The organism is Kitasatospora sp. NPDC056446, assembly GCF_042796115.1.
Taxonomy (GTDB): Bacteria; Actinomycetota; Actinomycetes; order Streptomycetales; family Streptomycetaceae; genus Kitasatospora.
Window position 1 is genome coordinate 86,536 of the sequence record NZ_JBHTRF010000015.1, and the last position, 18,799, is coordinate 105,334.

15 protein-coding genes are annotated in these 18,799 nt (G+C 74.1%); 8 read left to right on the forward strand and 7 right to left on the reverse strand.

All coding sequences use genetic code 11. The features are described from left to right. Window positions 1-67: 67 nt before the first annotated feature. Together ACFQ6N_RS12290 and ACFQ6N_RS12295 are read right to left on the reverse strand one after the other, a co-directional pair. Window positions 68-1,918 carry a S8 family serine peptidase gene (locus ACFQ6N_RS12290; RefSeq protein WP_380648745.1) on the reverse strand — a complete coding sequence of 617 codons (1,851 nt, stop codon included), beginning with the start codon at window positions 1,916-1,918 and terminating at the stop codon, window positions 68-70. A 194-nt stretch (window positions 1,919-2,112) separates the two neighbouring features. Continuing rightward, entirely contained in the window at window positions 2,113-2,976 is an 864-nt protein-coding gene (locus ACFQ6N_RS12295) for a TetR/AcrR family transcriptional regulator C-terminal domain-containing protein (protein WP_380648746.1), read from the reverse strand. An 82-nt stretch (window positions 2,977-3,058) separates the two neighbouring features. On the opposite strand from ACFQ6N_RS12295, the gene ACFQ6N_RS12300 reads away from it, so the two are divergent. Beyond that, the gene (locus ACFQ6N_RS12300) at window positions 3,059-3,910 is read left to right on the forward strand and encodes a siderophore-interacting protein (protein WP_380648747.1); all 852 of its coding nucleotides are present in this window, start codon (window positions 3,059-3,061) and stop codon (window positions 3,908-3,910) included. Window positions 3,911-4,162: 252 nt separating this feature from the next. Here the strand turns inward: ACFQ6N_RS12300 and ACFQ6N_RS12305 are convergent, their stop codons facing one another. After that, window positions 4,163-4,399: a hypothetical protein gene (locus tag ACFQ6N_RS12305; protein ID WP_380648748.1), complete on the reverse strand. Its 237-nt coding sequence runs from the start codon at window positions 4,397-4,399 to the stop codon at window positions 4,163-4,165. 10 nt (window positions 4,400-4,409) lie between these two features. Between ACFQ6N_RS12305 and ACFQ6N_RS12310 the strand changes: the two genes are divergently transcribed. Beyond that, a complete protein-coding gene (locus ACFQ6N_RS12310; protein ID WP_380648749.1) occupies window positions 4,410-7,847 on the forward strand; it encodes a S8 family serine peptidase in 3,438 nt (1,145 codons plus the stop codon). Window positions 7,848-7,985: 138 nt separating this feature from the next. Further along, a complete protein-coding gene (locus ACFQ6N_RS12315) occupies window positions 7,986-8,969 on the forward strand; it encodes an alpha/beta fold hydrolase (protein ID WP_380648750.1) in 984 nt (327 codons plus the stop codon). A 49-nt stretch (window positions 8,970-9,018) separates the two neighbouring features. Here the strand turns inward: ACFQ6N_RS12315 and ACFQ6N_RS12320 are convergent, their stop codons facing one another. The 3 genes from ACFQ6N_RS12320 to ACFQ6N_RS12330 form a co-directional block, all read right to left on the reverse strand. Continuing rightward, the gene (locus ACFQ6N_RS12320; RefSeq protein ID WP_380648751.1) at window positions 9,019-10,785 is read right to left on the reverse strand and encodes a glycoside hydrolase family 3 protein; all 1,767 of its coding nucleotides are present in this window, start codon (window positions 10,783-10,785) and stop codon (window positions 9,019-9,021) included. After that, window positions 10,779-11,537, reverse strand: a complete 759-nt coding sequence (locus ACFQ6N_RS12325) for a tyrosine-protein phosphatase (protein WP_380648753.1) — start codon at window positions 11,535-11,537, stop codon at window positions 10,779-10,781. The genes ACFQ6N_RS12320 and ACFQ6N_RS12325 overlap by 7 nt, the downstream gene beginning before the upstream one ends. A gap of 163 nt (window positions 11,538-11,700) precedes the next feature. After that, entirely contained in the window at window positions 11,701-12,303 is a 603-nt protein-coding gene (locus ACFQ6N_RS12330) for a TetR family transcriptional regulator (RefSeq protein ID WP_380648754.1), read from the reverse strand. A 237-nt stretch (window positions 12,304-12,540) separates the two neighbouring features. Here ACFQ6N_RS12330 and ACFQ6N_RS12335 point away from each other — a divergent pair, with 237 nt between their 5' ends. The 5 genes from ACFQ6N_RS12335 to ACFQ6N_RS12355 are packed head-to-tail and all read left to right on the forward strand — an operon-like array spanning window position 12,541 to window position 17,947. Then, window positions 12,541-14,091, forward strand: a complete 1,551-nt coding sequence (locus ACFQ6N_RS12335) for an ABC transporter substrate-binding protein (protein ID WP_380648755.1) — start codon at window positions 12,541-12,543, stop codon at window positions 14,089-14,091. Beyond that, window positions 14,088-15,050 (forward strand): ABC transporter permease, encoded by a 963-nt coding sequence (locus ACFQ6N_RS12340; protein ID WP_380648756.1) that lies wholly within the window; start codon window positions 14,088-14,090, stop codon window positions 15,048-15,050. Before ACFQ6N_RS12335 ends, ACFQ6N_RS12340 begins: the two co-directional genes overlap by 4 nt. Further along, window positions 15,037-15,906: an ABC transporter permease gene (locus ACFQ6N_RS12345; protein WP_380648757.1), complete on the forward strand. Its 870-nt coding sequence runs from the start codon at window positions 15,037-15,039 to the stop codon at window positions 15,904-15,906. The genes ACFQ6N_RS12340 and ACFQ6N_RS12345 overlap by 14 nt, the downstream gene beginning before the upstream one ends. Continuing rightward, on the forward strand, window positions 15,903-16,910 hold the full coding sequence (locus ACFQ6N_RS12350; protein ID WP_380648759.1) for an ABC transporter ATP-binding protein: 1,008 nt from the start codon (window positions 15,903-15,905) through the stop codon (window positions 16,908-16,910). The genes ACFQ6N_RS12345 and ACFQ6N_RS12350 overlap by 4 nt, the downstream gene beginning before the upstream one ends. After that, entirely contained in the window at window positions 16,907-17,947 is a 1,041-nt protein-coding gene (locus ACFQ6N_RS12355; RefSeq protein ID WP_380648760.1) for an oligopeptide/dipeptide ABC transporter ATP-binding protein, read from the forward strand. Before ACFQ6N_RS12350 ends, ACFQ6N_RS12355 begins: the two co-directional genes overlap by 4 nt. A gap of 24 nt (window positions 17,948-17,971) precedes the next feature. Here ACFQ6N_RS12355 and ACFQ6N_RS12360 read toward each other — a convergent pair whose 3' ends face one another. After that, on the reverse strand, window positions 17,972-18,706 hold the full coding sequence (locus ACFQ6N_RS12360) for a hypothetical protein (RefSeq protein WP_380648761.1): 735 nt from the start codon (window positions 18,704-18,706) through the stop codon (window positions 17,972-17,974). Window positions 18,707-18,799: the final 93 nt, after the last annotated feature.

Below are 18,799 nucleotides of genomic sequence, written 5' to 3' on the forward strand. Positions count from 1 at the left end.
CGCCGCCGCGCGAACCCCCGTGCGCCGCCGGGCGGGGCGGAGCACGGGGGCCGCGGGGTCGGAAGGTTCAGAAGGTGAGGTTCCAGGAGTCGATGGTGCCGGTGTCGCCGGAGGCGCCGTCCTTCACCCGGAGCTTCCAGGTGCCGTTCGCCGGGCTCGCCGAGGCGTTGACGGTGTAGGTCTTGGCGACGTCGGCGGCGCTGTCGTTGTTCGGGAAGTCCTCCAGGAGGTACACCGTGCCGTTGGGGGCGACCAGGGAGAGGACCAGGTCACCGCGGTAGGTGTGCTTGATGGTCACGCCGACCTTGAGCGTCGCGGGCGCGTTGCCGGTGACACCGGAGACGGTGATCGGGCTCTCCACCGTGGTGTTGTCGGGGATCGCCACGTCGGCGGTGTTCTCGAAGGTGGTCCCGGTGGGCGGGGTCGCGCCGCCGACGGCCTTGAGGGCGTCGACCTGGCCCTCGCCGAAGAAGCCGTTGACGGCGGTGGTGCCGGTGCAGCGGCTGTCCGAGGTGGGGCAGGCGAGGTCGTTGGCCTGGCTCGCGAGCCGGGCCCGGATGTCGGCCGGGGTGAGCGTCGGGTCGGTGCTCGCGATCAGTGCGGCCACGCCGGTGACGTGCGGGGAGGCCATCGAGGTGCCGCTCTTGGTCCCGTAGGTGCCGCCGGGCAGGGTGGAGTAGACGCCGGTCGCGCCGTCACCGCCGGGCGCCGCGACGTCGATGACGCCCTGGCCGTAGTTGGAGTAGGAGGCCTTGCCGCTGCCGCTGCCCGTGGCGGCGACGGTCACCACGCCCGGCAGTTCGGTGGGGATGTCGAGGCAGGCGTTGGTGATGGTCCGGGTGACCTTGGTGGAGTCGTTGGGGCTCTCGGTGTCGGTGGTCTTGTGGGCGAGGTCGTAGTTGGCGTTGCCGGCCGCGGCGACCTGGAGCGAGCCCTTGCCCTCGGCGTACTCCTGGGCGCGCTTGACGCCCTCGATGATGGCGGCCTGGTCGAGGTCGTTCGGGCAGTTGAACTGCCACGGGTCGGTGTAGTAGCTGTTGTTGGTCACCTTGAAGCCGTGGTCGCCGGCCCAGACGAAGCCGCAGACGGTGTTCTCGGCGTAGAACAGGGTGCTGGTGGGCTCGGCGATCCGGACCGAGGCGATCTTCACGCCCGGCGCGACGCCGACGACGCCCTTGCCGTTCTTGGCTGCCGCGATGGTCCCGGCGACGTGGGTGCCGTGGGTGTCCACGTCGCGCCAGGCGCCGGTGCGGGTGTCCGGCTTGCCGTAGGCGCAGGAGACCGAGTCGGCGGCGTCGAAGTTCGGTGCGAGGTCCTGGTGCTGGTCGTCCACGCCGGTGTCGAGCACGCCGACCTTGACGGACGGGGAGCCGGTGGTCACCTTCCAGGCCTGGTCGGCCTTGATCTGGGTCATGTCCCAGCGGTTGGACTCGGTGAGCGTGGTGGGCGACTGGGCGGGGTTGGCGGGCAGGGCCGGGGTGTAGGCGTCGGCCGGCACGTCGGAGGTGCGGGTCGCGCCCACCTGCTGGATGCCGGTGACGGTCCGCAGGGCGGCGGCGAAGCCGGTCGTGGTGGAGTGGGCGACGATGACGCCGATCGGGTCGTAACTCGCGAAGACGGTACCGCCCTTGGCGGCGACGGCGGCCTTGGCGGCGGCGATGTCGGCGGGTGCGCTGATCACCAGGTAGGCGCGGGTGCCGGCGGCCCAGGCGGCGGTGCCGCCGACGGTGCTGCCGGTGGTGCCGGGCGCCTGCGCGGCGGCCGGGGCGGCGGGTGCCGGGACGGCGCCGGTCACGGTGGGCGTCGTGGTGGTGGGGGCCGCGGTGGCGAGTGCGGTGGGGGTGGCGAGGGCCAGGGCCGAGAGAACGGCGAGGGCGGCGGCCGGGCGGCCGAGCCGCCGGGGTATCAGGGGTGACACGTGTCCTCCGATTCGACCGGTGCGCGAGGGGGAGTGCACCGGAAATTGAAGGAAACATGCCAGATAGGGGAGCTCTTGGGGAAGACTTTACGCGGGACGACTTTCGCTGGAAAGGCCGCCGACCGCCGGCGGACGGGTCGCCGGGCGGTCGGTGCGAGCCCTGCGAGGGCGCTCGGCGGCGGTGGCGGACGGGGTCAGCGGCCGGCCGCCACGCCGTCGAGGAGGACGGCGAGGCCGGCCTCGAAGGCCTCCCGGTTGCTGTCCTCCGGGGGCCCGCCGCCGGCGCTCTGCAGCTCGCTGAGGAGGGCGAACCGCTCGGCGAAGTCCGGCGCCAGCACGGCCAGTTGGGCGGACCGGGCGGTCCACCACTCCTCGTCCGCGACGCCGGTGGCGGCCGCCGCGGACCGGGCGTCGGCGGTGGCGGCGGCCACGCCGCGGACGAACTGCCAGAGTGCGGCCACCGCCCCGCGCAGCCGCCCGGGTGCCAGACCGGCCGGGCGCAGCGCCCGCAACAGGGCCTCCATCGCGCCGAGTTCGGCCGGGCCGAGCACCGGGCGGGCCTGTGAGACCTGGAGCACCCAGGGGTGGCGCAGGTAGCAGGCGTACAGCTCCTCGGCCCAGGCGGTGACGGCCGCGCGCCAGTCCTCCGCGGGCGGGTCCCCCGCCGGCCGGCCGGCGGGGCATCCGGCGGGGCATCCGGCGGGGGGCCCGGCGGGGGGTGTGGCGGGGGCTCCGGCGGGGGGTGTGGCGGGGGAGGCGGCGAGGAGCGCGGCGGGGAGTTCGGCGAGGGCCCGGTCGTGCATCAGGTCGAGCAGTTCGGCCTTTCCCGGGACGTACGTGTAGAGCGCCATCGCGGTGCGGCCGAGCCGTTCGCCCACGGCGCGCATCGAGAGCGCGGCCATGCCCTCGGCGTCGGCGACCGCGATTCCGGCGGACACGATCGCGTCCACACTCAGGCCCGGTTTGGGGCCGCTGCGCCCGGTGCGGGGTTCCTCGGGCGCGCCCCAGAGCAGGGCGAGCGAGCGATGGGCGTCGCCCTGTCCGGCGTAGACGGTCATCCGACATCTCCTTATGGCGTAAAGTATCGCCTCGGACGGCAATCCTTTATGCCGTAAGGTTATCAATCGAAGGGGATTCGCGATGACACTGCCCGTCACCCTCGCCGAGGTGGTCGAGGTCCACCGGATCACTCCGCGCACCGCCCGGATCACCTTCGAGGCGCGGGAGCTGGCCGACACCGTCGGCACCGCCCCCGACCAGCAGCTCAAGCTCTGCTTCCCCCGCCCCGGGCAGGCCGAGCCCGTCCTGCCCGAGCGGCGGGACGACCCGATGGACTGGTACCGGGCCTACCTCGCGATCCCCGAGGCCGAGCGGCCCGTGCTGCGCAGCTTCACCCTGCGCCGCCGTCGCCCCGGCACCCGGCTGGTCGAGATCGACTTCGTCCTGCACGGCGACACCGGCCCGGCCGCCGCCTGGGCGCTGCGGGCCGCGCCGGGCGACCGGCTCGGGATGGTCGGCCCCTCCGCGTTGTACGCCCCGCCGGTCCCGTTCGCCGAGGCCGCGGCGGCGGCCGACTGGGTGCTGCTGGCCGGGGACGAGTCGGCGCTGCCCGCGCTCGCGACGCTGGTCGGGGCGCTGCCGGACGGGGTGCGGGCACTGGCGTTCGTGGAGGTCGCGGACGAGGCCGAGCGGCAGCCGCTGGACGGCCCCGCCGGCCTCGACGTGCACTTGCTGCACCGGGACGGCGCCGCCCCGGGCACCGTGCTGACCGGGGCCGTCCGGGCCGCCGAGCTGCCGACCGGCGTGCCGTTCGCCTGGCTGGCCGGCGAGGCGGGCGCGGTCCGGGCGCTGCGCCGCCACCTGGTGGAGGAGCGCGGGGTGCCCAAGCCGTCCGTCGACTTCACCGGGTACTGGCGCCACCGGCTGACCCAGGACGACGCCCCCACCGCCGAGGATCTGGCGGACGCCCGGGAGTGGTCGGCCGGCCGCTGACCCCGCGTCGGGCCGGAACCCGCGTCGGGCCGGAACCCGCGTTCCGGTCCGGCCCGGTTTCGGTCGGGGCGAGCGGGGAAGAAAAGGTGTCTGTGTCGACAAGTAGGCAGCCGTCGGCGCGCAGGGGGCGGATGGCGGTGTTTCGCCACTGTCGAGAGTTCGCCACCGACGTTTCGGGTGCGGTAGTGATCACTTCCGACCGGGGCTGATCGGGGAAAAGGGGCGGACATGGCCCGATTTCTGCCGTGAATTTTACTTTCTGATGGTCATTTTTACTTTCTGATGGGGATTTCCCCCCTTGTCGTGGTCGTGTCCGATGCGCTGGAATTCGACCGCTGTCGGGACGCGCGGTCCGAGCAACCACGCGTCCTTACCGGATTCGCGTACGCTGACCGTGCATCCTGACGTCTCATCAGACGAAAGGATGTCCATGATCGGCTGGCGCAAAACCCAGCTCGCAGCTGCCGTCACGGTCACCGCCGCGTCCATGGTCCTCAGCTTGGGGACCACGGCCGGCGCAGCTCCGACCCCGGACCCGCAGAACGCCCAGGCGTCCGCGGACGGGACCCCGGTGCCGGTGATCGTGATCCTGAAGGACCAGATAGCGGATGCTCCGGCCGACAACGGTCACCTGGGCGCCCGTCAGCAGAAGACCGCCGACTCCCAGGCGCCGCTGCTGAACAAGGTCAAGGCCAACGGCGGCAGCAACATCAAGACCTTCGTGGTCGGCAACGCCTTCTCGGCCACGGTCAGCCCCGCCCTGCACGCGCAGCTGCTGGCGGACCCGGCCGTCTCCGCCGTGGTGGCGGACACCCAGGTCCAGGTCGCCCCGGCGGCGGCCGGCCTGGCCAAGAAGGCCAAGGACGCCGCCGAGACCGCAGCCGCCTCGGGTGCGAAGGCGCCCAAGGCCGCTGCCGCGCCGCAGGCCGTTTCGGGCAGCAACGGTCAGGGCGCCGAGGAGAACGCGACCAACACGGTCTGCCCCTCCGACCCGGCCAAGCCGCTGCTGGAGCCCGAGGGCCTCTACTCGACCCGGGCCTACACCGGCAACGGCAAGCCCGGCGTGGAGAACCTGGCGACCGGCAAGGGCGTCAAGGTCGCCTACATCGCGGACAGCCTCGACCCGAACAACCCGGACTTCATCCGGGCCGACGGCTCGCACGCCGTGGTCGACTACAAGGACTTCGCGGGCGACGGCTGGGACGCGCCGACCGGCGCGGCCGAGGCCTTCGGCGACGCCTCGGCGGTCATCGCCCAGGGCCGCCAGACCTACGACGTCTCGCAGTTCGTCAACTCCTCGCACCCGCTGCCGGCCGGCTGCAACATCCGCATCCGCGGCCTCGCCCCGGACGCCGACCTGGTCGCCCTGAAGGCCGGCGGCGAGCTGATGTCCAACTCGTCGATCCTGCAGTCGATCGACTACGCGGTGCGGGTCGCCCACGTGGACGTGCTGAACGAGTCCTTCGGCGGCAACGTCACCCCGGACAGCGGCGCGCACGACACCATCTCGCTCTTCAACGAGCAGGCCGTCAAGGCCGGTGTCACCGTCGCCGTCTCCTCCGGTGACGCCGGCATCAGCGGCACCGTCGGCACCCCGGCCACCGACCCGTTCGTGATCGCGGTCGGCGCCTCCACCGACAACCAGAACTACCAGCAGACCGGGTACGCGGCCTCCCAGTTCTCCAACAAGACCTGGAACAACAGCCGTATCTCCGCGCTGTCCTCGGGCGGCTTCACCCAGGCCGGCCGCACGGTCGACCTGGTCGCGCCGGGTGAGTCGGACTGGGCGCTCTGCACCCCCGACGTCACCAAGTACACCGAGTGCACGGGCTTCAACGGCAAGCCGTCGCCGATCCAGCCCTTCGGCGGCACCAGCCAGGCCGCCCCGTTCGTCACCGGCGCCGCGGCCCTGGTCATCCAGGCCTACCGCGACACCCACGGCGGCGACTCCCCGGCCCCGGCCCTGGTGAAGAAGTTCCTCACCGGCACCGCCACCGACCTCGGCGTGCCCGCCGAGGAGCAGGGCGCCGGCCTGCTGAACGTCCGCGCCGCCGTCGAGGCCGCCCGCGGCTACGACGACGGGGACGGCACCGACGGCGCCAAGACCGTCGTGGTCAACACCGGCCAGGTCGACATCGCCGGCACCCCCGGCTCGGCCCACACCGCCGACGTGTCCGTCACCAACACCAGTGACGAGCCGCAGACGGTGAGCGCCGCGACCCGCAGCTTCGTCCCGCAGGCGAGCAACCAGCAGACCGTCCAGCTGGACTCCGCCTCCAAGGACACCTTCAAGTACGCCACCAACGGTGCGGACTGGGTGCAGAAGCAGGTCAAGTTCACCGTCCCGGCCGGCGCCGACCGCCTCGCGGCGTCGATCGCCTGGCACGGCGCGCCCAACCCGGTCTCCAACGGCCCGGTGGTCCGCATGACGCTGCTCGACCCGTCGGGCCGCTTCGAGACCAACACCCGTCCGCAGGGCGGCGCCACCCCGGCCAACTTCGGCCTGGTCGACGTCCCGCACCCGGTGGCCGGCGAGTGGACCGCGATCCTCTACACCCCGGCGGGCAAGGCCGGCTTCACCGGCCCGGTCCAGCTGGGCACCGCCACCCAGCGCGCGGTGCCGGCCGGCGCCGTGAGCCCGGGCAGCACCGAGCTGCAGCCCGGTCAGACCAAGACCCTCAAGGTCCAGCTGACCACCCCGGCGACCAGCGGTGACTCCAGCGAGGCCGTCGTCGTCTCCAGCTCGAACGGCAACACCACCAGCGTGCCGGTCACGCTGCGCAGCCTCGTCCCGGTCAACCAGGGCAAGGGCACCTTCACCGGCTCCATCACCGGTGGCAACGGCCGCAGCGCCTCGCCGACGCAGAGCTTCACCTACGGCTTCGACGTCCCGAAGGGCCAGCACGACCTGCGGGTCGGCGTCACCGTCGGCAAGGACTCCAACCTGCTCATGCAGGGCGCGCTGATCAGCCCGAACGGCACCCCGATCGACATCGAGGGCAACGGCACCTTCGACGCCCAGGGCAACCTGACCGGCACCGGCGCGGGCGTCTCCGCCACCACCGTCAACCCGGCCGCGGGCCGCTGGCGGTTCGTCCTGAACGTGCTCGGCCCGATCAGCGGCCAGCAGCTCGCCCAGGACTTCAACGGCACCGTCGCGTTCAACCAGAACCAGGCCACCGCGGCCGGTCTGCCGAACGACGCGCGCACCAAGCTGGCGGCCGGCAAGCCGGTCACCGTCCAGGTGAACTACACCAACAACACCGTCGCCACCCAGAGCATCTCGGCCGACGGCCGTCTGGACCGCCGGGTCGACCTGCCGCTGGTGCCGCAGGGCACCTCGGCGACCGTCAACCTGCCGCTGAGCCTCAGCTCCTCGGTGCCGTCCTTCCTGGTGCCGCCGGGCACCGACCAGCTCAAGGCCGTGGCGGCGTCCTCGACGCCGGCGCAGATCGAGCTGAGCGCCACCACCGGCTCGCCGGACCTGTTCGGCGACCTGAAGAAGGCCCAGAACGGCTCGACCCTCTCGGTCGTGTCCGACAACGGCACCGCCGAGCAGCCGATCGTCCAGGGCACCTGGGGCACCTTCGTGCAGCAGATCGGCCCGTTCGGCACCGGCGGCGCGCCGACCGGCACCTCCACCATCACGGCGACCGCGCACACCCAGGCGTTCGACCCGGCGCTGGCCTCCAGCACCGGTGACCCGTACGCCGCCTCGGTGAACGCCTCGGCCCCGGCCGCCACCCCGGTGACCGTCGCGCCCGGCGCCACCGGCTCGCTCCAGGTCACGGTCACCCCGACCGGCCCGAAGGGCAGCACGGTCAAGGGCGTGCTGTACCTGGTGTCCGGCCCGACCGGCGTGGCCACCGCCAACAACGCCCTGAACACCACCGGTGCGGTGCTCGCGGCGATCCCGTACAGCTACACGGTGAACTGACGACCAGTCGGAACACGTAGAAAGCAGAGGCCGTCCCGGGAATCCGGGGCGGCCTCCGCCGCGTTGTGCCGACGGGGGCGAGGGTTCGCCGACGGCGGACCGGGCAGGTTCGTGAGCGGACGTATGGTCATTCACCGGATGGGGAGTCCCACGTTGTACGAGGCGATCAAGCACACCGAGGTCGAGGTGAACGGGGTGCGCCTGCACCTCGCCGAACAGGGGGAGGGGCCGCTGGTCCTGCTGCTGCACGGCTTCCCGGAGAGCTGGTACTCCTGGCGGCACCAGTTCGCGCCGCTCGCCGCGGCCGGCTACCGGGTGGTGGCGCCCGACCAGCGCGGCTACGCCCGCAGCGAGCAGCCCGAGAGCGTGGACGCCTACTCGCTGCTGCACCTGGTCGGCGACGTGACGGCGCTGATCGGCGCGCTCGGGGAGGAACGGGCGGTGGTGATCGGGCACGACTGGGGCGCGCCGGTCGCCTGGGCCACGGCGGCGCTGCGCCCGGACCTGGTGCGCGGCGTGGCCGGGTTGAGCGTGCCGCCGCTGCCGACCGGGCCGGGGCCGCTGGCGCTCGCCCGGGAGAAGTTCGGCGAGGGCTTCTACCAGATCTACTTCCAGGAGCCGGGCCGCGCCGACGCCGAGCTGGCGGCCGACCCCGCGGAGTCGTTCCGCCGCATCCTCGGCGGCACCCACCCCGACGGCGAGCCGAAGGTGTGGGTCGTGCCCGAGGGCGGCAAGCTGCTGGACACCGTCGCCCGGCGGGACGGGCTGCCGGCCTGGCTCACCGAGGCGGACATCGAGGCCTTCGCGGCGGACTACTCCCGGCACGGCGAGCGGGCGTTCACCGGCGGGCTCAACTGGTACCGCAACATCGACCGCAACAACGAGCTGATGGCCGCGTTCGCCGGTCGGCGGATCGAGGCGCCCGCGCTGTACATCACCGGTGAGAAGGACGTGGTCAACGCGATCGTCCCGGCCGAGGTGATGGCGTACCTGCTGCAGCACGTGACGCCCCGGCTGCACGGGTACGTCCGGCTCCCGGAGACCGGGCACTGGACGCAGCAGGAGCGGCCGGCGGAGGTCACCGAGGCGCTGCTGGACTTCCTCGGGTCGCTGGACGACTGACGTACGGGCGTCCCGGGCGGCCGGTGCCGGCCGCCCGGGACGCGGGGGCTCAACCGGCCCGGTGGCCGTGGCGGAAGAGCGGGTCGCGGGTGTCGAAGGGGAGGTCCTCGCGGGCCTCGGCGACGGCCGCGTCCGAGGACGGCAGGTCGAAGGGCAGGGACGCCGTCATCGGCGAGCGGCCCAGGGCGGCGTCCAGCACGACGTCGTCGGCGGCGCCGAACTCGCCGATCAGCAGCGCCGCGTGCGGCGCGAGCGGGGTGAGCACGGCCGGCCGCTCCAACTGCGCGACGAGGACCGTGGGGACGGTGGCGGCCAGCGCGGTGAGCCGGTCCACCTCCGCCGCCGGGAACTCCAGCGAGCCGCTGTGGAAGTGCCGCTCCAGCAGGCCCTCGCGCCGCTCGTACGGCGTGGCCAGGCGCACGACGGCCAGATCGGCCCCGGCCGGGTCCCCGACGACGGTGCCGTACCGGGCGGCGACGGCCGGGTCGACGCCCTCGACGTACAGCCGGGCGGCGGGCCGCGGCCGGCCGGCGAGGTGGACCAGCGAGCGGCGCTGGACCTCGCGGCCGAGCTCCAGGGAGTCCGGGGCACCGACCAGCGCTGCCGCGGCGTCCGGATCGACGTACGGGTCGTCGAACAGCCCGAGGCGGAACTTGTCGCGCAGGATGCGGCGCACCGACTCGTCCAGGCGGGCCTCGTCGACCGCGCCGGAGCGGACGGCGGCGAGGACCAGCTCCGGGTCGGTCTCGCCGCCGAGCTGGTCGGCGCCCGCCTCCAGGGTGAGGACGACCTGCTCGGCGACGGACAGCCGCTCGACGCCCCAGTGGCGCGGGGGCAGGGTGACCACGCCGGGCACGTCCATCCCGGTGATGGCGTTGAAGTCGGTGCAGACGACGCCGTCGAAGCCGTAGCGCCCTCGCAGCAGGCCGGTGATGACGTCCCGGTTGAAGTTGGCGCCGACCTCGGCGAGACCGCTGCCGGACGGGATCGCGTAGGCGGGCATGATCTGCGCGGTGCCGGCCGCGAAGGCGGCCTCGAACGGGCGCAGGTGGGTCTCGAAGCCGCCGCCCGGGTAGACCAGTCGGCGCCCGGCGGCGAAGTGCGAGTCCTCGCCGCCGGCCTGGGGGCCGCCGCCGGGGAAGTGCTTGGTCATGCAGGCGACGCTGTCCGGGCCGATCCGCTCGCCCTGGAGGCCCTCGATGTAGGCGGTGATCATGCGCGAGGCGCGGTCCGGGTCCTCCCCGAAGGTCCCGCTGATCCGGGCCCAACGGGGCTCGGTCGCCAGGTCGGCCATCGGGTGGATGGCGACCCGGATGCCGACGGCGCACAGCTCGCGGCGGATCAGGTCGGCGTAGCGGCGCACCAGTGCGGGGTCGTCGGTCGCGGCCAGGCCGATCGGCTCGGGGCCGGTGCTGAAGCCGCCGCCGGTGTGGGCGGTGGCCGGGTTGGCGGTGAAGCCGTGCCGGGGGTCCGAGGAGAGGGTGACCGGGATGCCCAGGCGGCCGGCCTCGGCGAGGTCCTGGACGTGGTTGTTCCACTCGGCCATCGCGCGGGCGCCGGGGACGGCCATCATGGCGAAGTGGGTGAGGCCGCGCTCGGCGATCAGGTGCGCGCCGGACGGGAACGGCGGGTGCTCGCCGGGGAGCATCCGGCCGTGCAGCATCTGCGCGGCCTTCTCCTCCGTGGTCATCCGGGCGAGGAGGTCCTCGACCCGCTCCTCGACGGGGAGCCGCGGGTCCTCGTAGGGCTCCATGGTGCCGTTGTGGTTGAGGTCGCGGAACGGCGTGCCGTCGGTGTGCCGCAGCAGGGTCAGCATGCCGCCGCCTCCGGGGCCCCGGTGCGGGCGGCGGCCTTGGCGCGGAAGGCGTCCAGGGTCGCGGCGCCGACCCCGCAGGCGGTCAGGAAGCCGGCCGCGCCGCCGTGCCGGGTGCGGACCAGGTCGAGGAAGGTCTCCATGGCCCCGGCGGGGGCCTCCAGCAGCGGGGCGGGCACGACCAGCCGGCCGGCCTCGACCTCGTTGAGGGCGGCGCGGTTGCGGTCGGCCAGGCCCGCCCAGATCCGCTCGATGGCGTCGTTGGTGCGGGCGTAGTCGGCGACGATCTCCTCGGCGGGCACCCCGAGGAGGTCCAGCAGCAGTGCGGTGAGCAGTCCGGTGCGGTCCTTGCCGGCGGCGCAGTGCACCAGCACGCCGCCGGGGCGGGTGGCGGCCTCGACGGCGGCGGCGAGCCCCTGCGGTGCGGACTCGGCCATCAGCAGGTAGAAGACGCCGAGGTCGGCGGCGGTGGTCATGGTGCGCATGGCCCGGGCCAGTTCGTCGTTGGTCGGCTCGATCCGGGCGGCGACCACGTCCACGCCGGCGGCCTCGGCGGCGGCCCAGTCCCCGGGGTCGGACTCGGCCTCGCCCCGGAGGTCGACGACGGTGGCGATGCCGTGGTCGAGCAGGTGGGCGGCGGTGGCCGCGTCGGCGGCGGGGAAGGGCTGGGCGGAGCGGAAGAGGACGCCGGGGCGGATCCACCGGTGCGCGGGGTCGGCGAGGGCCGAGGGGTCGCGGAAGTTGACGAGGGGCATGCGGGGGGCCTTTCGGGGATGTGCGGGTGCTTGCGGGGGGCCCTCGGCCGTGCGGGAGGCCGGACGAGAGCGTGCGGTGCCGTCCCGGCGGCCGTCGGCGCGCCGGGCGGGCGGGGGAAGAGGAGTGCGGGCGGGGGAAGAGGGGAGCGGGGCCGGGCCGGGGTCAGCCGGCGGTGTCGAGTACGTCCCGGTAGGCCCTGACCCAGTCGGCCACCGTGCCGGTCTCGGTCGCGATCAGGACGTGTCGCCGCACCATGCCGCCGAACAGCGCGCCGAGCGCGCTCGGGCGCAGGTCGGTGGCCGGGTCGACGCCGAGGCGCTCGGCCGCGATGGTGACGGTGCGTTCGGCGAAGGCGTCGATCACGACCACGGCGTAGTCGCGCACGGAGCCCTGTACGGAGACCAGGTCCCGGCGCAGCCGGCGGCGGCGCTCGGTGTGCTCGACGGGTTCCTCCAGCCGTCCGCCGGTGACGGTGAGCGCGTGGTCGAGCGCGGCCCAGAGCGGGAGTTCGGCGGGGGCGGCGGCGAAGGCGTCGAAGATGGCCTGGCCGAAGTCCCAGCCGAACAGCAGGGCTTCCTTGGCGGGGTAGTAGCGGAAGAACGTGCGGTGGGCGATGTCGGCGCGGTGGCAGATCTCGTTCACCGTGGTGCGTTCGAAGCCCTGCTCCTCGAAGAGGTCGAGCGCCGCGCTGCGGATGCTGTCGCGGGTGCGCGCCTTCTTGCGGTCGCGCATGCCCGGCTCCGCCACGGTGTCCTTCCCCTGCATCGTTCTTCCGTTTCCCTTCGGTGAGTTGACGTGTGGATGGGGCCGCCGGTGGGGCGGCTGAGAGTACCGAACCACGTCGGACCGGGCCCGCTCAAGGCGGGCACCGACTCTTCGGGGGCTCGTCATCCGGAATTTGCACAACTGCCTTTTGGCAGTACTGCCACTTCCGGAATGGTGTGGGGCGTCGGCGGCCGGACTCCCCACGACCGCCCCCCACCTCCCCCGAACCGAGGAACCATGAAGCGCCACTACCTCCTGGCATCGGCGGCCCTCGCCACCGCGCTCACCCTCACCGCCTGCTCCGCCTCCGACGACGCGGTGTCCGGCGGCGGCGCCGGGAACACCGGCCCGGCGGGCGACGGGCCGGCCGTGGACGGCGGCACGCTCAGGATCGGCCTGGACCGGCCGTTCGCCAGGCTCGACCCCGCCGACGGCACCCTCACCTCGATGCCGATGATGGTCCTCGCCAACGCCCTGTACGACCCGCTGATGGTCAACGGCGACAACGGCGCCGTCCGGCCCTACCTCGCCAAGTCCTTCACCCCCAACGGGGACGCCACGGTCTGGACCCTCGACCTGCACGAGGGCGTGACGTTCAGCGACGGCAAGCCGCTGGACGCCCAGGCCGTCGCCGACCACGTGGCCCGGCTCGCCAAGCCGGAGAGCAAGTGCGCCTGCGCCGTCGACGCGGCCGCCATCGGCGCCACCACCGTCGCCGGCCCGACCACCCTCACCTTCACCCTCAAGGCGCCCGACGCCGCCTTCCCGAACATGTTCACCCGCTCCCTCGGCTACGTCTCCGAGGCACCCGCCGGCGACGCCCCCGCCGTCGGCTCCGGCCCGTACACCGTGGAGAGCGTGCAGCCCGGAGTCTCCGTCACCCTCACCCGCAACCCCGCCTACTGGGGCACCCGGGGCCACGCCGACAAGCTCGCCTACCGGGTGCTCCCCGACACCGACAGCCGCTACCAGTCGCTGCGCTCCGGCGACACCGACCTGATCTGGACCGAGACGCCCAGCCAGCTCAAGCAGGCCGCCGGAGACGGGCTGCGCAGCGCCACCGGGCCCGGCGCCACCACCACCGTCGTCTTCAACACCAGGTCCGCGCCCTTCGACGACGCGCGGGTGCGCCGGGCCGTGCAGTACGCGATCGACCGCGACGCCGTGGAGAAGGTCGCCTCCCTGGACCAGGGCGCCGCCTCGGACGGCCCGATCGGCTCCCGCTCCCCGTACCGCACCGCGCCCGCGTACCCGGCCCACGACGCGGCCCGGGCCAGGGCCCTGCTCGCCGAGGCCGGCCACCCCGACCTCGCCTTCGACTACCTCGTCGACAGCCGCCCCGAGGGCCAGCAGCGCGCCACCGTGATCCAGCAGATGCTCGGCGAGGCCGGGATCAAGGTGACCATCAAGCCGCTCGACGCCGCGGGCCTGGGCACCGCGATGCTCCAGCACAAGTTCCAGGTGATCGACTTCCCCACCAGCATGTTCGGCGACACCGACACCGCGCTCACCAGCCTCTACCTGCCCGACTCCCCGTACAACTTCATGAGCTGGTCCGACCCGGAGACCTCGAAGGCGATCACCGAGGGCCGCGCCTCGACCGACCCCGCCAAGCGCGCGGACGCCTACCAGCAGGCCGCCCGGCGGATCGTCGGCGAAGCGCCGATGGCCTTCGTCACCGAGAACACCGTCGGCTTCCTCGGCGCCGCCAAGGTCGGCGGACTGCCCGACCTGAGCAAGCGCACCGTCCTCAACGTCTCCCCGGCCACGCTGTGGGTGAAGCGATGAGCCCCCGGGCCGCACTGCGCCACGGCGGGCAGGCCGGCCGGGCCGCCGCCGTCCTGCTCCTGGTCACCGTCGCCGCGCTCGCCCTGCCGCACCTGATGCCCGGCTCACCCGCCGTCGCCGCCCTCGGCCCCACCGCCACCCCCGAACAGCTCACCGCGTACGAGGCCCGGCTCGGCCTGGACCGCAACGTGCTCGCCGCCACCTGGCAGTGGATCGCCGACGCCCTGCACGGCGACCTCGGCCACTCGCTCTCCACCGGCGCCGCCGTCACCACCGAACTCGCCGACCGCATCCCCGTCACCCTCGAACTCTTCCTCGCCGCCCAGCTGGTGGCGCTCTGCATCGCCGTGCCCGTCGCCCTGCTCTCGGCCTGGAAGCCCGGCGGCACCTTCGACCGGATCGCCACCGCCGGCACCTTCGGCTGGCTCGCCGTGCCCGGCTTCGCCCTCGGCCTGCTGCTCATCTGGATCGCCGCCGTCCAACTGCGGATCCTGCCCGCCACCGGCTGGACCCCGTTCACCGAGGACCCCGTCGAGAACCTGCGCCACCTGGTGCTGCCCGCGCTCACCCTCGGCCTCACCGAGGCCGCCGTCTTCACCCGCACCCTGCGCGGCCAACTGCTCGACACCCTCGACCAGCCGTACATCGCCGCCGCCCGCAGCCGCGGCATGGGCACCTCCCGGCTGCTGCTGCGCCGCGCCCTGCGGCCGTCCAGCCTGCCGCTGGTCACCCTGGTCGGGATCGGCATCGGGACCTCGCTGGGCGGCTCGGTGCTGGTCGAGTCGCTGTTCGCGGTGCCCGGCGTCGGCAGCCTGGCGGCCGGCGCCATCACCGGCCGGGACTTCCCGGTCGTCCAGGCCGTGGTGGTGGTCAGCGCCGTCGGCGTGGTCGCGGCCACCTTCGCGGTCGACCTGCTGTACCGCACGATCGACCCGAGGATCGCCCATGAGCACCGCTGAGACCACAGCCCTGACGACCGCTCCGCGCACCGCCCGGCGCAGGCCCCCCGCCGGGGTGCTCGCCGCCGCGGCCTGGCTGGCCGTCGTCGCCCTCACCGCCCTGCTGCTCCCGCTGCTGCCCGGCTTCGACCCGCTGCACGGCGACTTCGCCCACCCCTCCGCCGCCCCCGGCCCGGGCCACTGGCTGGGCACCGACGCCGCCGGGCGGGACGTCCTGCAACGCACCGTCGCCGGCGCCCGCGCCTCCTTCACCGTCGCCGGCCTGACCATCCTGGTCGGACTGCTCGGCGGCGGACTGCTCGGCCTCGCCGCCGGCTGGTTCCGCGGCCCGCTCGACAAGGCGATCGGCTTCGCCACCGACCTGCTGATGTCCGTCCCCAGCCTGATCCTGGTGATGATCGCGGTCTCCCTGCGCGGCCCCGGCCTCGTCGTGATCGGCACCCTGATCGGCCTGTTCACCGTCCCGCACTTCACCCGGGTGGTCCGCGCCGTGGTCCTCTCGCTCAGTGAGCGCGGCTTCGTCCAGGCCGCCCGCATGCTCGGCACCACCCCGACGCGCATCCTGCGCCGCGAGATCGTCCCGCACGTCGCGCCGGCCGCCCTGACCTTCGCCTTCACCGCCACCACCGTCGCCATCGTCGCCGAGGGCTCGCTCAGCTTCCTCGGCTTCGGACTGCGCCCGCCGGAACCCTCCTGGGGCGGCATCATCGCCGAGGGCCGCACCACGCTCGGCAGCGCGCCGTGGATCTCGCTGGCCCCCGCCGCCGTGCTCTGCCTGACCGTCCTCGCCCTCAACTACCTCGGGGAGCACCTGCGTTCGGGTGGCCCCGCCGCCGCGAAGGGAGCGCGCGGATGACCTCCGCCCCCGTCCTCGACATCCGCTCGCTCGACACCGTCCTGCACACCCCCGACGGCCGGGCCCTGCACGTCCTGCACGACGTCAGCCTCGGCATCGCCGCCGGCGAGTGCCTCGGCGTGGTCGGCGAGTCCGGCTCCGGCAAGTCCGTGCTCGCCCGCACCGTCCTCGGCGTCGAATCCCGCACCACCAGGGCCGTCGCCACCGGACGGATCCTGCTGAACGGCGAGGACCTGCTCACCGCCGCCCCCGCCCGCCGCGCCGCCCTGCTCGGCACCGGCATCGCCATGGTCCACCAGGACCCGATGACCTCGCTCAACCCGGTGATCCGGATCGCCGACCAGGTGACCGAGTCCATCACCAACCGGCGGCGCCTCTCCCGCCGCGAACGGCTGCGCACCGCGGCCGAACTGCTCGCCGCCGTCGACGTCCCCGACCCCGCCCGGCGGGCCCGCGCCCACCCGCACGAACTCTCCGGCGGCCTGCGCCAGCGCGTCGGCATCGCCGCCGCCCTGGCCGGCGAACCCGCCCTGCTGCTCGCCGACGAACCCACCACCGCCCTGGACGTCACCGTCCAGCGCACCGTCCTCGACCTGCTCGACCAGCACCGGCACAGCCGGGGCCTGGCCACCCTGCTGATCACCCACGACATCGGCCTGCTGTACGGGCGGGCCCGCCGCATCGCCGTCATGTACGGCGGCCGGATCGTCGAGACCGGCCCCACCGAGGCCGTCACCGCACACCCCCGGCACCCCTACACCGCGGCCCTGCTGCGCTCCGTCCCCCGCGTGACCGGCCCGCTGCGCCGCACCCTGCCCGCCATCCCCGGCTCGCCGCCCGACCTCACCCGGCCGATCCCCGGCTGCCCCTTCGCCCCGCGCTGCGACCGGGCGACGGACCTGTGCGGCACCACCGCGCCGCCCGTGCACACGGCGGCGGACGGGCACACCGCCTCCTGCCACTTCCCGCTCACCGCGCCCGACGAACTGGAGCCCGCGGCATGACCCCGGCCCGCGCCCCCATGATCCCCGGTCCCGTTCCGGCCGCCGCTCCCGCCGCCGGAGCGGCCGTCCTGGCGGCCACCGGCCTCGCCGTCGTGCACCGCACCCGGTCCGGACCGCTGCATGCCGTCAGCGGCGTCGACCTGGCCCTCCACGAGCGCCGCACCCTCGCCCTGGTCGGCGAGTCCGGCTCCGGCAAGAGCAGCATCGCCAAGGCGCTGCTCCGGCTTCCCCCGCCCACCGCGGGCACCGTCACCCTCGACGGCACCGACCTGGCCACGCTCTCCCCGCGCGCCCTGCGGGCCGTCCGGCCCCGGCTGCAGATGGTCTTCCAGGACCCGCTCTCCTCGCTCAACCCGCGCCGCCGGGTCCGCGACATCGTCGCCGAACCCCTCGACGCCCACCCCGGGCCGGCCCGCGACCGCGAGGAGCGCGAGGAGGCCGTGGAGCGCCGGCTGGCGGCCGTCGGCCTGCCGGCTGCCCTGTTCGGCGACCGCCGCCCCCACCAGCTGTCCGGCGGACAGGCCCAACGGGTCGCCATCGCCCGGGCCCTGGCCGCCGGGCCGCGCGTCCTGATCGCCGACGAGGCCGTCTCCGCGCTCGACGTCTCGGCCCAGGCCACCGTGCTCAACCTGCTGCGCGGGCTCACCGAGGAACACGGCCTGGCCGGCCTGTTCATCTCCCACGACCTCGGCGTGGTACGGGCGGTGAGCGACGACGTGGCCGTGCTCCAGCTCGGCCGCATCTGCGAGCGGGGCCCCACCGAAGCCGTTCTCGCGGCCCCGGCGCACCCCTACACCGCCGCGCTGCTCGCCGCCGTCCCCGAACCCGGCCGACCACTGCGCGACACCGGGCTGCTGCCCGCCGACCCGCCCTCGCCGCTGGCCCCGCCGTCCGGTTGCCGCTTCCGTACCCGGTGCCCGCTGGCCGACGCCCGGTGCGCGGCGGAGGAGCCGCGGCTGCGTGAGGTGGGGCAGGGGCGTGCGGTGGCGTGCCACCGGCCGCTGGCGGTCGGGGAGGTGACGGAGAACCTGATCTGACAGAGAATCTGAGCTGACGATCCGTCACATGTGGGCGCTGATCCGGCCGCCGGCGCTGAGCACGATGTACACGCCGTTGGCGTTGGCGGCGACGTCGTGCTGGTTGGCCTCCAGCGTGTCGGAGTCCGCGCCCGGCTGGCCGGTGATCTGCGCCCGGAAGTGGAGTTCGCCGACCTTCGTCACCTTGGCCGTCCAGCCGCCGGGCAGGCTGAAGGTACCCGGCCCCTGGTGTGCGCCGCCCATCCAGGCGTGGACCTGGCCGTCCGTCGAGAGTGTGACGAACATGTCGTTGAAGTCGACGCCGGTGTCGGCGTCCTTCGTCTCCAGGGTGCCGAGGACCTGGCCGCTGTGGATGATCTTGGCGCGGTAGTTCTGCGGGCTGGTCTCCTGGATCTCGACGGTGCTGCCGTCCGGCAGGGTCTGGGTGCGGGCCGGGGAGCCGGGCTTGGCCGCCCCGGCCGGAGCGGTGGTGGTGCGTGCGGTCGGCTTGGCGGTCGGCGGGGCACCGGCGTTGGTGCCGGGCGCGGTCGTCGGGGCGGCCCCCGGTGCGGTGGCCGGCGCGCCGCTGCCGGAGGCGTCGGGTGCGGCGGCCGGCGGGGTGGTCGGCACGGTGGTCGCGGCCGAGGTCGGTGCGGCGCTGCCGTGGGTGTCGGAGGAGGAACTGCACGCCGTCGCGGCGGGGACCAGCAGAGCGGCTGTCAGGACGGTGCCGGCCAGCGAGCGGACAGCGGCGGCACGGCGGGTCGTCTTGAGGGTCATGCGGGTCTCCTGAACCAAGTGCGGGTGAGGACACGTGCGTTGCCCGCCCCCGTCGGCTTGGGGACCCGGAGGCGTTCGCGCTGTGTGCAGGAT